Annotated in this window: 12 protein-coding genes and 2 pseudogenes; 6 read left to right on the forward strand and 8 right to left on the reverse strand. The window is 65.8% G+C overall.

Annotation, left to right across the window (positions count from 1 at the left end; genetic code table 11):
• Window positions 1–54 precede the first annotated feature (54 nt).
• Both ACFE86_RS00315 and ACFE86_RS00320 read left to right on the forward strand, forming a co-directional pair.
• The gene (locus ACFE86_RS00315; RefSeq protein WP_375453330.1) at window positions 55–306 is read left to right on the forward strand and encodes a hypothetical protein; all 252 of its coding nucleotides are present in this window, start codon (window positions 55–57) and stop codon (window positions 304–306) included.
• 247 nt (window positions 307–553) lie between these two features.
• Window positions 554–2,920, forward strand: a complete 2,367-nt coding sequence (locus ACFE86_RS00320; protein WP_375453331.1) for a secretin N-terminal domain-containing protein — start codon at window positions 554–556, stop codon at window positions 2,918–2,920.
• 392 nt (window positions 2,921–3,312) lie between these two features.
• Here the strand turns inward: ACFE86_RS00320 and ACFE86_RS00325 are convergent.
• Window positions 3,313–4,057, reverse strand: a pseudogene (locus tag ACFE86_RS00325) (transposase); the annotation flags it as partial.
• An 81-nt stretch (window positions 4,058–4,138) separates the two neighbouring features.
• Between ACFE86_RS00325 and ACFE86_RS00330 the strand changes: the two are divergent.
• On the forward strand, window positions 4,139–4,300 hold the full coding sequence (locus tag ACFE86_RS00330) for a hypothetical protein (protein ID WP_375453332.1): 162 nt from the start codon (window positions 4,139–4,141) through the stop codon (window positions 4,298–4,300).
• A 420-nt stretch (window positions 4,301–4,720) separates the two neighbouring features.
• Window positions 4,721–5,407, forward strand: a complete 687-nt coding sequence (locus ACFE86_RS00335; RefSeq protein ID WP_375453333.1) for a zinc metallopeptidase — start codon at window positions 4,721–4,723, stop codon at window positions 5,405–5,407.
• Window positions 5,408–5,554: 147 nt separating this feature from the next.
• On the opposite strand, the gene ACFE86_RS00340 is transcribed toward ACFE86_RS00335, so the two are convergent.
• Window positions 5,555–6,148, reverse strand: a complete 594-nt coding sequence (locus tag ACFE86_RS00340; RefSeq protein ID WP_375453334.1) for a hypothetical protein — start codon at window positions 6,146–6,148, stop codon at window positions 5,555–5,557.
• Between the two features lie 322 nt (window positions 6,149–6,470).
• Window positions 6,471–6,680 (reverse strand): annotated as a pseudogene (locus ACFE86_RS00345) (ATP-binding cassette domain-containing protein); the annotation flags it as partial.
• Window positions 6,681–6,761: 81 nt separating this feature from the next.
• Here ACFE86_RS00345 and ACFE86_RS00350 point away from each other — a divergent pair.
• Window positions 6,762–7,082, forward strand: coding sequence for a transposase (locus tag ACFE86_RS00350; protein WP_375453357.1), 321 nt, complete (start codon window positions 6,762–6,764; stop codon window positions 7,080–7,082).
• 92 nt (window positions 7,083–7,174) lie between these two features.
• Here the strand turns inward: ACFE86_RS00350 and ACFE86_RS00355 are convergent, their stop codons facing one another.
• The 3 genes from ACFE86_RS00355 to ACFE86_RS00365 are packed head-to-tail and all read right to left on the reverse strand — an operon-like array spanning window position 7,175 to window position 11,163.
• Window positions 7,175–8,551 carry an 8-oxoguanine deaminase gene (locus ACFE86_RS00355; protein ID WP_375453335.1) on the reverse strand — a complete coding sequence of 459 codons (1,377 nt, stop codon included), beginning with the start codon at window positions 8,549–8,551 and terminating at the stop codon, window positions 7,175–7,177.
• Window positions 8,552–8,572: 21 nt separating this feature from the next.
• Window positions 8,573–10,183, reverse strand: a complete 1,611-nt coding sequence (locus ACFE86_RS00360) for an ABC transporter permease (RefSeq protein WP_375453336.1) — start codon at window positions 10,181–10,183, stop codon at window positions 8,573–8,575.
• Window positions 10,180–11,163 carry an ABC transporter substrate-binding protein gene (locus ACFE86_RS00365; RefSeq protein WP_375453337.1) on the reverse strand — a complete coding sequence of 328 codons (984 nt, stop codon included), beginning with the start codon at window positions 11,161–11,163 and terminating at the stop codon, window positions 10,180–10,182. The genes ACFE86_RS00360 and ACFE86_RS00365 overlap by 4 nt, the downstream gene beginning before the upstream one ends.
• Before the next feature lie 555 nt (window positions 11,164–11,718).
• Here ACFE86_RS00365 and ACFE86_RS00370 point away from each other — a divergent pair.
• A complete protein-coding gene (locus ACFE86_RS00370) occupies window positions 11,719–12,543 on the forward strand; it encodes an ABC transporter ATP-binding protein (RefSeq protein WP_375453338.1) in 825 nt (274 codons plus the stop codon).
• A 93-nt stretch (window positions 12,544–12,636) separates the two neighbouring features.
• On the opposite strand, the gene ACFE86_RS00375 is transcribed toward ACFE86_RS00370, so the two are convergent.
• Both ACFE86_RS00375 and ACFE86_RS00380 read right to left on the reverse strand, forming a co-directional pair.
• Window positions 12,637–13,614, reverse strand: a complete 978-nt coding sequence (locus tag ACFE86_RS00375) for an ABC transporter substrate-binding protein (RefSeq protein WP_375453339.1) — start codon at window positions 13,612–13,614, stop codon at window positions 12,637–12,639.
• The gene (locus tag ACFE86_RS00380) at window positions 13,607–14,650 is read right to left on the reverse strand and encodes a hypothetical protein (protein WP_375453340.1); all 1,044 of its coding nucleotides are present in this window, start codon (window positions 14,648–14,650) and stop codon (window positions 13,607–13,609) included. Before ACFE86_RS00380 ends, ACFE86_RS00375 begins: the two co-directional genes overlap by 8 nt.
• Between the last annotated feature and the right edge of the window lie 15 nt (window positions 14,651–14,665).

Raw genomic sequence — 14,665 nt, forward strand, 5'->3', positions numbered from 1 at the left:
CGTCGCGGGGGCCCCAGCTCGATGATTCGCGCTCATCGAGATGTGGTATTACTGATGGTCGTGGTGGACGACTGCGCAGCTGCGATTGCTTGGTGGGAGACACAACCTGCCCGCATCGCGGACCGCAGATCGAACTTTGATTGGCCAGAGTTCGGCAAATCATCGCCAAGTGTGGAGGGTATTATTCTACGCAAATCATTAGAAATAACTGCCTTAGACGCCGATAAAAAAGCAACACTGAATATTTTTACGGGCATTTATTGGAATATACAACTGAACATTATTTCGAAGCTGGCCGGTTCCTGATAGGCTCCGCCGCGCGCCTGAGACGCGACGGAATAATGGGTTCCGGGCGAGACGACGCGTCGACGACCGGGTGGAGTTTGGTCTGCGATGAGAAATCTGTATCGACTCGTCTCACAAGTGGCGCCACATCCCTACTTCGTGGGAACTGACAGAGCATTCGCTGTCCGAGAGTCCGGAAGTTACTGAGATGTCACGCGTACTGCGATATCTCGGTCTCCTGTCCGTGCTCCTGGCGAGTTCAGGTTGTGTGAGCGTCGACGGCGACGCGTGCGCCGATCCGGAGACAGCCGGAGGCAACATCACCCTCAACACCCGAGACGTGACGCCACGGAATTGCGACGGCAATTTCCTCTCGGCACGCAAACAGCGCTCGGTCCTCTACGGAGGCGAGGATCGGCCGCGGCTCTGGACGGGCGAGGCCCCGCGCGTCGGCATCGACATCGATACCTCGCGGGTGAACGCTCCGCCCAAGGGCACTCAGCCCGGTTCGGCGACCGGCTACCTCGGCACCTTGCGCATCGATTACGAGCCGACCGCCGACGCCGTGTCAGGGGACGTTGCGGCCCTTCAGAACTCCACCAAGGGGCGCTTCGACCCGGAGCAACGCATAACGGTGGAGTTTCGCAAGGCCAGCCTCGACTTTGTCCTCAAGCAGCTGCTCGGTGGAGCGCTCGGCCTCAACTATATCGCTCCGGACGAACTTGGCGGCTCCATCACCTTCCGCACGGAGCAACCGCTCCCGAAGAGTCAGATCCTTCAGGTCGTGCGCGATCTGCTCGCGCGCAGCGGCCTCGAGCTGCGCAGCATCAACGGCGTCTATCACGTCGGACGGCCAGAACTCATCAACTCGATCGAGGGCGTCGGCCAAGCCGGTCGGGAAAGCGACCGCGTCAGTCGCGTGATCCGGTTGAAGCGCGGTAACAGCCGCGAGCTGCTCGACCTCGCCAAACAGGCTCTCCCGAAGGGCATCGAGCTCGTCGCGACGAACACGCCGGACACGCTGATCCTGCGCGCCGAGCCGAGCGAGATCGATCAGGTGGAGAGTCTGCTCAAGCGACTCGCGGCGAGCGGCTTGGGGACAGACCACGTCGCCGTCGTGCCGATGCGCCAGAGCGCACCGGACAAGATCGCGGGCCAACTCAGCGACTTCTATCGCGCCCGCGGTGCGGAAGCCGTCACGATCGTGCCCCTCGACGGACAGCAGGCCATCCTGGTCTCGGCCAAGGATGAGGCGATGGTCAACGGAGCAAAGCAGCTCGCGCAGGCGATGGACGCGGAGATCCGCGACGAGACCACTCTGCGGATCATCCCGCTCAAGCACCTCGTGGCGGAAGAGCTTGCCCAGAGGCTCGCGACGATCTTCGGTGCGGGCACTGCCCTCCCGCCGGGGGTCGGCGGTCGGCGGGGCGGCGACCTTGGCGCGGGTTCGCGTGGGCTAGGCTCCGGCCTCCCCGAGGGTGTGCGCGATCCGCCGCCGCTCCTCCGCAACCGTCCATCGCCCTCCGGCGACGGCGAGGACGAGATCGGCGGCACGCCGTTCCGGGCAGGACCGATCGGTATCGCGAATCGGTCCGACTCCAGCGGGTCGAGCTCAGTGGGCTCCGGCCGCAGCGCTGGCAGTGGAGGTGGCCCGGGACAGCCAAATCTCACGCGCATCGTCGCCGAAAAGACCAGCAACACCGTCATGGTCTACTCGCCCTACAGCGTCTTCACGAAAATTCGCGAGGTCGTCCGTGCCCTGGACGTGCCGCCCGCCCAGGTCGTCATCGAGGCGACCGTGGTGGAGGTAGAACTGACCGATCGGCTCCAGCAGGGCGTCCAGGTGTTCCTCAGGGGGCAGGGCATCACCATCGGTTCCGGAAGCTCGGCTGATATCGGGCAGACCGCACAGACGATCGCAACGACGTCGAACACCAGCACCGGGACGTTCTTCAACAACGGGACGACTGGAAGCAGCCTGAGCAACAGCGGGTCAGTGTCCAACGACACGGGGGGCGTCGTTGCCGTCGGCGCGGGGGTGGGCAACGGTCTTCGCGTGGACGCCGTACTGCGAGCCCTACAATCCGTGACGCGGGTGAAGGTCATCTCCTCGCCCTACCTGACGGTCCTCAACGGCAAGCAGGCGAGGCTCGTGATCGGCGACCAGATCCCCTACTCGCGTCGCTCGCAATCGGCCAACAACCTCGGGAACACCACTGTCACCCAGGAAATCGAGGTCAAGGACACCGGCATCATCCTGGACGTGACGCCGCGCATCCACGCGAACAACTCGGTCTCGCTCAAGGTCAGCCAGTCCGTCAGCACACCCTCGGAATCGGTACGGGCCGGAGACCTGACACCCGTGATCGCGACCCGGACGGTCGAGTCTGATATCCTGCTGCAATCCGGCAGGACCGTGCTCCTCGCCGGTCTCATCCAGGATCGTCTGGATCAGCAGGAGGGCGGAGTGCCGCTCCTGCGCACGGTCCCTGTCGTCGGAGACCTGTTCAAGACAAAATCCGATGCCGTGCGCCGCGTCGAGCTCATCCTTATGCTGACGCCTCGCGTGGCCCGCAACGCTGGACAGATGGAAGACCTCGCGCGCCTGGTTCAGGGGCAGGTGCATGCGCGGTAGGTAATCTGTGAGGCCAAAGTTCATTCGCGCTTTGAAGAGTCCTGAATTTATTGTCGCGGCGGACTTATGAGAAGATCGGACACCTCGAGGAACCGCGTGGTTGGGTGGTTCGGCCGGCGATTTGACGATGCCGACAGCTCTGGTGTGATCGGTCGTCGGTCTGGCGAAGTGTCGTGAGCAGGCCTGAGAGCCCTTCCTGAGCCTTTTTCAGGCCGCGACCGGCCGGGCTTCGATCCAGAGGAAGCGCTTGAGGTTGTGGGCGCGGTTGGCGAGCCCGATCCTGGTCCGGGCTCGGGCCAGACCGCTGGTGCGTACGAACAGGCCGAAGCGGTGCTTCTGGCTGGCGAACACCGTCTCGACGGCCGAACGGACCTTGGAGCGGGCGCGGTTGGGTGAGATAGAAGGCCCGTGCCCTTGCCGTTCGTCGCCATGGCCTGCGCATCGGGGTCGGTCAGCGAGATCTGTCGGTCCGGCGCGGCCTCGACGAGCCTCTCCATGGCCCGCAAGGCGCGCAGCCGTTCCCGCAGGGCGGCCAGCATCCTTGAGGCGCGGGGTTCGAAGCTGCGCCACCTCGGCCTCCTGGCGGTCGGCGGTGTCCAGGGCCGCGAGGTAGCGCACGATGCTCGTCTCGACCTGCTCGATGCGCCTGCGGACCGCGGCCGGGGTGAAGTTCCGGTCGCGTGTGTTCACGGCCTTGAACCGGCTGCCGTCGACGGCCACGACGCCTCCGGTCAGGAGACCGACCTGCCGGCAAAACATCACGAAGTGCCGGCAGGTCGCGCGAAGCGCGTCCCCGTTCTCGCGCCGGAAGTCCGCAATCGTCTTGAAGTCGGGTGCAGGGCGACCGATCAACCACATCAACTCGACATTACGGCCGGCTTCCCGCTCCAAGCGCCGACTCGACGGGATCTGGTTCAAGTAGCCGTACAGGTAGAGCTTCAACAGCGTCGCGGGATGATAGCCCGGTCGGCCGGTCGCGGCGGGCGTCACGCCGGCAAAGCCGAGGGCTGTGAGGTCCAATTCGTCGACAAACGCATCGACGACGCGGGTCGGGTTATCCTGGGCGACGTAATCGTCCACACAGGCAGGAAGCAACGTGACCTGATCACGGTCTACTCCTTGAACAAAGCGTGCCATCTTTCACCTCCCGCCTTGGGAGAAAGAGTATCATAATAACCTCGAACCTCGAACCTCGAACCTCGAACAAGAAGATCGACCATGCACATCGCTCGCGTATACGACACGACTGACAGCATGCTTGATTTCGACCTGCGTCATATCCTGGCAGCGCTCGGAGCGCAGGCCACCGAATGCTCATGGATGATGAGTGGTGTCGCAGCATACGACGAGGCTTTCGATGCGACGGGCGAACAGGCTTGACGTCTCGAAGAGCTTGCGGCCTCCGGCAGACGGATCAAGGGAGATCGGCTGCGAGACCTCGCCAACGGAACTCAACAGGTCATCTGGGGCGAGTTTCAGGCTTACGCAGATGCGAGCGCTACGGTGCCTGTGTTTATCGTGCGCGCCATCGACAGCAGCTTCTACGAGGTCGCCACCAACGACCCGCATGTCCTGCAAAACCTCAAGGCAACCTTCCGCGATGTCAGGTCGGCCTGATCACCAGACGCTCTTTTCACACAGCCTCGGTCGGAGGCGGAACGTCCGCTTCGGGGCGAAAGGCCAGGGTCCGGTTGCCACCCAATCCGGTCTTTGACGCTTGTCAGGCCATTGTCGGACGGTGGACATCTCAAGTAAGGCGCCGCGCTTTCACAGATACGGCCGCGTGCCTACATATCCCTCGTGCCCGTCCTCATAGCGCTTGGCGCCGCTCTCCTATTCGGTCTGGTGTTCGGCCCCCAGTGGTGGGTGCGCCGGGCGATGCAGCAACACGCCACCGAGCGGCCGGACTTGCCCGGGACCGGCGGCGAGCTTGCCCGCCATCTGCTCGATCTGGCGCGGCTGGAGCACGTCCTCGTCGAGATCGCGCCAGCCGACCACTACGATCCGGTCGCGAACGTCGTGCGGCTGTCGCCGGGGAATCATGACGGCCGCTCGATCACGGCAGTTGCGGTCGCGGCGCACGAGGTCGCCCACGCGCTCCAGCACGCGGCTGGGGACCGGCTCCTCGCGGCGCGGGTGAGGTTTGCTCCGGTCGTGCAGGGCTTCGAGTTCGCCGCGGCCTTAGTGATGATGACCGCGCCCGTGGTGCTCGCCTTCGTCCATTCGCCTGTCCTTCTCGCTCTGCAGGTGGGTATCGGCATCGCGCTCCTCAGCGTTCGCCTCCTGTTCCACTTCCTGACGCTGCCCGTCGAACTTGATGCGAGCTTCCGCCGGGCCCTGCCCATCCTGGAGACGGGTCGCTTCCTCGACGCGGGCGACATGCCCGGCGCCCGCACCGTACTGCGCGCCGCCGCCCTCACATACGTGGCCTCGTCCCTCGTGGCGCTCGTGAACATCGCCCGCTTTCGACGGCTCCTCCCGTTCTAAAACCTCCAAGGTGCGCGCGCCACCCGCGATACTCCAAGTCTTCGTCGATCCCGAGGGCGCGGTCGCCGGCCGGTGCGAACCGAATCAGCTGCTCGGTGATGCCTTGGCGGCCGAAGACCCAGCAGCCGATCCGGTGACGCGAGAGCATCACGCAGAGCCGCCCGGCGTCGAGGTGAAAGGCCGTGGCGTCGGCGCGTCCCGACAGCGGATGATGCACGAACATGAAGGGCCGCTCGATGCCTTGAAGCGGTTCGCGGTCTCTACGAAGACGTCGGAGAGGCCAGGCCCGAGGCGCTCACGCACGGCATTGACCTGGCTGACGTGCGCGCAGACCACGCCAATGTCCGCCGGGGTCACGTCGCGGACGCGGCCGTCGTCGCTCAGGCGGTCGGCCAGGGTGTCGAGATGTCCGAGCGCGCCGGCCGAGGAGACCCAGATCTGCGGGAAGGTCCCGTCTGCCCGGCACTGGGCGTAGTAGGCTTCGAAGAGCGGCAGGAGCTCGCGCAGCAGGGCGTTCTGGTCGTCGCGGCGACGCGGATCGACGATGACAAACACCTGGGCCGGCTCGCCGACCCTCCCGTAGGCGGCGGCATGCACGGATGTGTCCTCGCCGGCCATGGAGATCAGGGTGAGGATCTTGGCGTGCGGCTGGATCACCACTTGGCGCTGGGAGACGATCGGCACGGCTTGGCCGTTTTCAAGGGCGCGCAGGCGGGCCGCGACGTGAAGCAGGTCAGCCATTGGCGATCCGATCGAGTACTTGGCCGGCCTCGCGCAGCGCTTCCATCAGCGTAGTCTCGGCCTCGTTCTCGGGCGGCCGGCCGCGGCCGTTCCAGAGATCCAGCGCCCGCGTGATGGAACCGGCCGCGGCGAGTTGTTCGGCGGCCAGATCGCCGAGAACGATCGGCTGGCCGGCCGCCAGGGCATGGGCGCGGCATCGCTCCCAGAGCGCGCAGTGCTCCTTGCAGGCCGACCGGTAATTGTTGGGCAACCGTTCGATCATGGCCGAGTCGGCGAGCGTGCCGCCAGCCGGCAGCAGACGCTCCACCTCGTCCAGGTCCGCCAGGACGCGGTCGGCCAGCAGGCAGGCCTCCCAGACGTCGTGGGTCGCCATCAGGATCGCCGGATGGTAACGCTCCCACAGCTCGCGCACCAGCCCGTGCATGATCAGCCGCGTCAGGGCGTCGAGCGACGCGAACGGCTCGTCGAGGAGCAGCAGTTCGGGATCGCGCACCAGGGCGCGCGCGAGGGCCGCCCGCTGCGCCTCTCCGCCTTCGCGTCACCCGCTACGGGCGGGAGCCACTGGTACGTCGGCAACGGCGTCTCCAAGCCGCTCTTCGAGGGCCTACTGGCGCTGTTTGCCCGCGAGGCCGGTGCGGGAGAGCGACGCACCGTTATCCTGCTCCTCGACGGTGCCGGCTGGCACACGGAGCCCGGCCTGCGCGTGCCCGAGGGCCTACGGCTGGTCTACCTGCCGCCCTACACGCCCGAACTGCAGCCCGCCAAGCATCTCTGGCAACTCGTCGATGAACCCATCGCCAACCGCCACTTCGACCGCCTGGCCGATATCCAAAAGCGCATCGAGCAACGCTGCCGAGACCTCGAAGCCGATCCCCACACCCTCCGCGAAAACACCCTCTTCCACGGGTGGCCCCAGCGCTCCATACCGAACTAATCAACCGGAAACCGTATGATACCCGGCTGACAGTCAGACCAGAGGCCTGATCCCGTCCAACCCAAGGGTCCCACTGCAGTCGTGACACCGGTTCAAACGAACGCCTTGGCGGCGGCGGCGTGCAGGATCCGGAGCTCTGCGACATCGACGTCGACCGGCTCGCCGTCGACGACCCGCCAGCGCCCGCCGATCATGACCCGATCCGCGCGGTGGGCGCCGCATAGGACCAGGGCCGCCACGGGATCGCCCGAGCCCGAGAAACGGAGGTCTTCCAGTCCGAACAGGGCCAGGTCGGCCTGCCGACCGACGGCGATCGTGCCGATGTCCGGTCTGCCGAGGCACTCGGCCGAGCCGCGCGTCCCCCATCTCAGGGCGTCCAGGTGGCTGATCTGCGTGGCGCCGTAATGCAGCTTGCCGAGCATCGTCGCGTGCCTGACCGTCTCCATCAGGTTCGAGCTGTCGTTCGAGGCCGAGCCGTCGACGCCGAGTCCCACCGCGACGCCGGCCGCTTCCAGGTCCCGCGTCGGACACGTGCCCGAGGACAGGACCATGTTCGACGTGGGGCAATGGCAGACGCCCACGCGGTGCCGGCCCAGCCGCGCGATCTCGTCGTCCCTGAAATGGATGCCGTGGGCGAGCCACGTCTGCTCGCCCAGCCAGCCCGTCTGCTCGAGGTACTCGATCGGACGGCACCCGAAATGCGCTTCGCAGTAGCGGTTCTCGTCGGCGCTCTCGCCGAGATGCGTGTGAAGCCTGCAACCGTGGCGCTTGGCCAGTTCGGCGCTGTCGATCATCAGGCGCTTGGTCACGTTGAACGGTGCGCACGGCGCCAGGGCGACGGTGGAGAACGAGCCCGGCCTCGGATCGTGGTACAGGGCGATCACCCGCTCGCAGTCGGCCATGACCGTGTCGTGATCCTGCATGAGCCTCGGGTCGGCGATGCCGCCGTCCTCGAAGCCCAGGTTGATCGCGCCGCGGGTCAGGGCGATCCTCATGCCGAGGGCACGGGCTTCCTGGATCTCGATATCGACGGCATCCGGCATGTCCGCCGGAAACACGAACAGATGGTCCGTCGTCGTCGTGCAGCCGGACATCAGGAGTTCCGCGAGCGCGACGCGCACGCCCAACCTGAACGACTGGCGGTCAAGTGCGCGCCCCCAGATCGGATACAGCGCCTGAAGCCAAGGAAACAGGTCCTTGTCGAGGGCCTGAGGGTGGGCGCGCGTCAGGGTCTGGTAGAAGTGATGGTGCGCGTTGACCAGGCCGGGCAGGACGACGTGACGGCCCGCATCGAAGATCTCGGCGACCTGCGTCCGCGGTCCCGCACGCCCGACCAGCTCCTTGATCACGCCGCCGGCCACGACGATCCCGCGCTCCGCGCCTTCGGCGAGGACCGCGATAGGGTCCCGGAGCCAAACGCCCCGGTCCGCCGCACCGTCCACGTCCGTCCGGGCGACGTCAAGCTTCATGAGCTGCGTTCGCGTCATGGATCACGCGGTGCCCCTGAAGCGCGCGACGATCTCAAGTAACGCGGCGGATTGATAAGCCGCCACCGATACGACGATGCTGAGGATAGCCGCACTCCAAACCATCCCGTAGTCCAGGGTGCCGCGCGAAACGTCCATCAGGTTGCCGAGGCCGGTTCCCGTGAGCAGCCACTCGGCGATCATCACGCCCAGGAGCGCACGCGGCGCGACCAGCTTGGCCGCCGCGACGACGTAGCGAAAGGAATACGGTATCGCAATCAACCGAAGCTTCTTCCATGAACCGCCGCCATAGACGTCGACCGTTTCCAGGGCGGCACGAGGAACCACGGCAAATCCCTGCACCAGCAGGACGAAGGCCGGAAAAAAGACCACGATGACGGCCATGAAGACGCACGCCGAGACGCTCCGTCCCAGCAGGAGGAGAACGATCGGCGTGATCGCCACGAGCGGCGTGCTTTGCAGCACCATCGCCGCCGGAAGCACCACCCGCAGGATCCTGGGATACAGGACCGACGAAGCCGCGAGCAGGAACGCCGTGCCGAGGCCCGCGATCAACCCCAGCAGCGCCAGCGGCAGCGTCTGCCCGAGCGCCCGGAGCAGGACCGTTCGCGCCTGCGACGCACCGTCTGCCCACGACAGGTAGGCGAGGACGTCCAACGGTCTTGGCGCGACGATGGGACTGATGTCGGCGAGGTGCAGGACGGCCCACCACAGCAGGAACGGCAGCAGGGTCGATGCGCCGGCCAGGGCAAACCTGACGATCGTCCGTCTCGGAGTGCGGCCATGCATGTCTTCGGGCATGCGGCCGGCCGCCAACGTCACCGGTATGGTCGCCCCGACCAGGGCGGACCCGAGCACCGAGAACAGCCCGTATCCGGCCAGCGCCAGCCCCGCCGCCGCGAGGCTGATGCCCCACAGGCGATCGGCGTTGGATTGGCCGAGCGAGCTCAGCAGGAAGGTGCCCAGGCCCCATCGTTCGCCCGAGCCGAACTCGCCCAGGATCGCTCCGAGGACCGACAGGGACGCGGCGACCCGCAACCCCGCCATCGCGCTCGGGACCGCGCTGCGCAGCCTGACGAACCGCATCAAGGCGAGGTCGCCGCCGCCGTAGGCTCTGACGAGGTCCGCGTGGCGCGGATCGATATCCCGCAGCCCGACGAGCATCGCCGCCATGGCCGGGAAATAGATCATCGTCGCCGACAGGACGATCTGCGGCCACTGGCCGTCGAGCAGCAGGACCAGGAGCGGACCGATCGCGATGGCGGGCACGGCAAACAGCGCGATGTTGACGCCTCTGAAGACCAGTTCCACGGTCGGAGCCATGCAGAACACCAGCGCGGCGGCGGCCGCGACCGCCGCGCCGATGGCGAAGCCGTAGGCCGACGTCGCCGCGGTCGCATCAATGTGGCTGCCGTAGATGTCGCCGTTCGCGACATAGTCCGACAGGACGCCCGACAGGGGTGGGACGATCCTCACCCCGTCCACGGGAAGTCGACCGGCGGCCTCCCAGCACGACATCAGGCACAGGACGACCAGGATCGCCCTGATCGCGCCGGGGATGCGCCTCGTCGAGAGCGGGCCGCCTGCCGTTCCGAAGGTCTGCACGTCGATCACAGCTCGGCGAGCAGGCTGGTGTCGAACATCTCCTTCGTCGCGTTGATGCCGACGCTCCTGAGCGATGCCAGGTTGGCGTCTATGGCCGCGTCATCGAGGGTGTAGAGGCCGCGGGGGTGGTCCATCAACGACGGCTGCGAGCTGTTGAAGAAGTTCTCAGCTCCGACGGTGGACCCGGACCCCTTGAACCACGTCTCGTGGTACAAGGCCGGATACTTCGCGGGGTCGGCAAAGTTCTCGGCCCATCCGCGTCGGCTCGCCCTGAGAAAGCGCAGCAGTTCCGGACGCTTCGTTGCGAGCGTATCCCGGGTGACGGTCACGAGATCGATGAACAGCGGCAGGCCGTGATCGTCGAAGAGGAGGTGGTTGGCCGACTTGCCGGAGATCTGCTTGATGAGGAACGGAACCTGCGTGACGAAATCGACCATCGCATCCACCTCCCCGTTTATGAGCGGCGCGGGGTTGAAGGCATAGGGTACGGTCTTCAAATTCTCGATCTTGTGAAGCTTGACGAAAGTCTTGAACAACTCGGACGTCAGCGTCGGAACGGCGACGGTCTTGCCGGCAAGATCGGCCGGCTTCCTGATCATGCTCGATTCCATCGCGATGAGACCGAGGGGGCTCTTCTGATACTGCGTTCCGATCACCGTCAACGGTGCGCCCTTCTGCACGATGGCCGCGGCGGTCGTGAGCATGGCCGTCAGGGCGATGTCGGACTTCTTGGCGAGAAGCGAGCCTTCTGGAATGACGTTCGGCCCTCCCGGCAGGTACGTCACCTTGAGGCCGGCCTCCTCGTAGTAACCCTTGTCGATCGCCAGCATGTAGCCGAGGAATTCGGGGTCGTTGAACCAGTTCGCCTGGAAGGTCATCGGCGTGAGGGCCGCCGCCGCGAGCGGATGGCCGGCGGATGCCGCGAGCGCGGCGCCGCATCCGCCGATCAGGCCGGCACCGAACTGCCGCCGCGTTAGGGTGCTGCGCATTCCTGAGGGTCCCCATGTTGAGACGGTGCAGGCCGGACACGCAACCGCGCGGTCCGCACGATCACCGTGCGCCGGATTCAGATGGAATCGATCTGATCGAGAAGCTCTCGCCTCGCACGGGTCACCCTCGCACACACCGGAAGGCGCGGCGTCGGGCTCGTCGGAAGGCCTGCACCGAGACCGGGCTTTTCGCCGGTCGATCGTGAGGAGCTCGTCTTCTCTTTCTCGAGTTAAGACGGACCGAATCGTATCTGATGAACGCGTTGGGGCAAGCCTCGATATTGGACTTGTCGATGCTTTGCCGAAACCCGTCTGCCCCTGAGGCGGCGCGCCCGACCGGGATGTTTTGCCTGCGATTTACTCAAGGTGCCAAGATTATACGCGAGCCCGCCGACGCAATGCCGGGGTCCAGGCCCCGGCCCCGCTACGGCGCGATCCTTGCTTTTCGCCGGACGCGCCTCGATCGTCCGGAAAGCCGGGTCGGCCGCCACCCGACAGATCCGACGAATCCTGCTTGCGCGGACGTTCCGCGGCTTGCTTTAGCGGAGTCGCGACATGCGTGCGAAGATGAGGGTGGTCTCACCCGCCTGGCGACACGAGGAGCCGGCCGGAAGCGGTCTCTCGATCGAGAATGTGAGCAAACGGTTCCACAAGCGGAAGCGGCAGGCAGGGGATTTCCTCCAAGCTCTCGACGGCGTGTCCCTCGATTGCCCCCGGGGATCGTTGACCGCGCTCATCGGGCCGTCCGGCTGTGGCAAGTCGACCTTGCTCCGGCTCGTTGCCGGTCTCGAAAGCCCGGATGAGGGCGCGATCGCCGTCAACGGGGAGTCGGTCACGGACGTGAGGCGGCGCGGCGAGCTCGGCATCGCGTTCCAGGACCCGGCGCTGCTTCCCTGGCGGACCGTCAGCGAGAACATCGCCCTTCCCCTGGAGGTCCTGGGACGTCCGGTCGCCAAAGCCGCTGACCAGATCAACACGCTCATAAACCTCGTCGGTCTCGCCGGTTTCGAGCATGCGCGTCCCGGCGAACTGTCCGGCGGTATGCGGCAGCGCGTCGCCATCGCGCGCTCGATCGTGACGAACCCCTCCGTCCTGCTCCTCGACGAACCCTTCGGAGCCCTGGATCAGATCCTGAGACGGACGATGAACCTCGAGCTGCAGCGCATCTGGCTCGGCGGCAAGACGACCACGCTCCTGGTCACGCACGGTGTCGACGAGGCCGTCTTTCTCGCCGACCGGGTGGTGGTGATGAAGTCCAGACCCGGGCGGATCGCGGCGCAACTGGACGTACCCTTTCCACGGCCGCGAACGGTCGGTCTGTTCGCCGCCCCCGAATTTCACCGCATCTGTGACGAGGTCGCCTCGCTGCTTCACGACTGAGCGTCGCAGGAACAGGACGGGAGCCGTGCCTACCAGCAGCGCTGCGCGGACGGCCCCGGGCATCGCGCCCGAGCCGCTCCCGTCCCCGGCACGTCAGGTCGCAAGCAGATCGGAGTCGGCAAACACATCCTCCGCCTGAAACTTCGTCCGGATCAAACCATCGGCCAGCATGTAGCCGATGGCCGTCTCGATCATGTGGCGGTTCTTCCTCAGTCCCGCCGGCCAGAAGTCCTGGCCGAGTTGCTCCTGTGCATGCAACAGGTTCTCGAGTTGCCAGGGCAGCATGGTCGACAACGCGGCGGAGTCGGCGAGCTTGGCGCGCGCGCTGTCCTGCGCCCGTGCGAAGGCCTCGTAGACGGCCGTCGGCAAGCCGGGACAGCGCGTGACGACGCTGCGCTTGATCGCGACCAGATGCATGGCGGGGAAGATGCGCGTGCGCTGGAAGTACCCCATCTCCTCGCCCATCGGGTCGGCGAACAGCCGTCCGACGTTCTCCGAGGGCCATGAGGACGGCGCCCGCGCCGTGTAGAGCGCGTCGATCTCGCCGTCGGCCAGGAGCGCCGCGAGGCTGCGGTCGTTGCGCTGTTCGTGCGCGAAGCGTTCGGGGTATGCCTGCGGATGCTCGTCGCCGGCGCGCGCCGTCTCCAATCCGCCCGCAACGTAGATCGGCGACCTGCGATCAAGACCGTAATGATCGTGGAAGATGCCGCGCAGCCATACCGCGGCGGCCATGTCGAACACCGGCACGCCGATCCTCTTTCCTGCGAGGTCCGACGGCTTGCGGATGTTTTTCCCCGTGTTTACGTAGACGCTGGACAATCGGAAGTGGCGTGAAGGAAAGATGGGAACCGCTATATACGGCCTCTCCGGCCGTTCCAGCGTCCGCAGGAATGACGACACCGGAAATTCGCAGCAATCGAACGTAGCGTCCGTCAACTGTCTGTTGAACAGGTCCTGCACGCCTAGCAGGCTGATCTCCGTCTCGATCCCGGAAATCTTGACCTCTCCGGCGGCGAGCGGCCTCGTGCGGTCGGACTCGCTGAGACCGACCTTGAGACGTTCGTTAGCCATGACGTTGATACCTCGCGTGCGCACCCGCGCCGTTGATCCGCACCATCAGGGCATCGAGGAGTTCCGGGAGCGCGAGCGGCGTGGCCGACACGCCCCCGCGTGCGTAGATCCCGTTCGCCTTCGCCAGCGGGAGATCGAGCTTCCTGGCCAGCCTGTCGAGCGCATCCTTGCATTCCTCCCGCGTCGGCATGCTGTGGATCGTCCTGCCCGACAGATGATCGTTGGCGCCGATCAGCGCCATCTTCTTCGCGCCGACCTGCCTCATGGCCGGAACCTTGTTGATCGAACGCTCGTCGCGTCCGAGTACGAAGCTGCGGTGCGTGAGCCCCGGCGCGACCCAGGCCACGATGTCGTCGTAGCTGTGGCCGATCCGTCCGACGACCTTCGCGACCGTCTCCGCCATCGCGTTGTGCATGACGACGTACGTCCGCTGCTCCTCGTCGCCCCACTTCCAGCGCGTGGCCGATTGGCGGCGGCCCGTGCAGTCGTCCCGCCACGGCGAGACGGCGTTGCCGCGCTTCTCAAACAAGCCGGGATCGTCGTAGGAGACGGCCGGAGACACCTTCCCGTTGAACGCGGCGATATGCTCGTACGGCACCACGCCCAGCGGCTCCGAGATGACCATCCGGTGGATCACGACGCCGGCATCATTTGCCAGCGGCGACAGGTTGAGCACCTCCTGCGAGAACTCCGGTTCCAGTCTAGCCTGCAATTCCTGGGGAAGATAGTTTCGCTCGGTCGGTCTGAAACCTTCGTCCAGCAGCCTCTGGTTGATGGCCTTGTGCTCGGACGAGAACGGATACGGCTTGGTTTTTGTGCAGGGCATGAACAGGAGCACGGAGGCGTTTCCTTTCGGAAGGCTCGGCGTGTAGTCGTTCTCGACGAAGGCGATCCACTCCCGGATTCTCGGGTGATCGAGGGAGTCGACGTTGTCCTGCGGGCTGTAGAGGCACAGGGTCTCATCCAGCACGAAGGGACTCTGGATCTTCTGTGCGGACTCGACCATGCGCTTGTTGCGGTCCTCGACACTGACCATCGCCTCTCTCCCCCT

This window comes from uncultured Methylobacterium sp., from assembly GCF_964244095.1.
Classification (GTDB): Bacteria; Pseudomonadota; Alphaproteobacteria; order Rhizobiales; family Beijerinckiaceae; genus Methylobacterium.

Bases quoted from the DNA above. Each gene is read 5' to 3' on its own strand.
- ACFE86_RS00315 (WP_375453330.1), top strand. From the start codon at position 55: ATGGTCGTGGTGGACGACTGCGCAGCTGCGATTGCTTGGTGGGAGACA.
- ACFE86_RS00330 (WP_375453332.1), top strand. From the start codon at position 4,139: ATGCACATCGCTCGCGTATACGACACGACTGACAGCATGCTTGATTTC.
- ACFE86_RS00340 (WP_375453334.1), bottom strand. From the start codon at position 6,148: ATGGCTGACCTGCTTCACGTCGCGGCCCGCCTGCGCGCCCTTGAAAAC.
- ACFE86_RS00355 (WP_375453335.1), bottom strand. From the start codon at position 8,551: ATGAAGCTTGACGTCGCCCGGACGGACGTGGACGGTGCGGCGGACCGG.
- ACFE86_RS00365 (WP_375453337.1), bottom strand. From the start codon at position 11,163: ATGCGCAGCACCCTAACGCGGCGGCAGTTCGGTGCCGGCCTGATCGGC.
- ACFE86_RS00370 (WP_375453338.1), top strand. From the start codon at position 11,719: ATGCGTGCGAAGATGAGGGTGGTCTCACCCGCCTGGCGACACGAGGAG.
- ACFE86_RS00375 (WP_375453339.1), bottom strand. From the start codon at position 13,614: ATGGCTAACGAACGTCTCAAGGTCGGTCTCAGCGAGTCCGACCGCACG.
- ACFE86_RS00380 (WP_375453340.1), bottom strand. From the start codon at position 14,650: ATGGTCAGTGTCGAGGACCGCAACAAGCGCATGGTCGAGTCCGCACAG.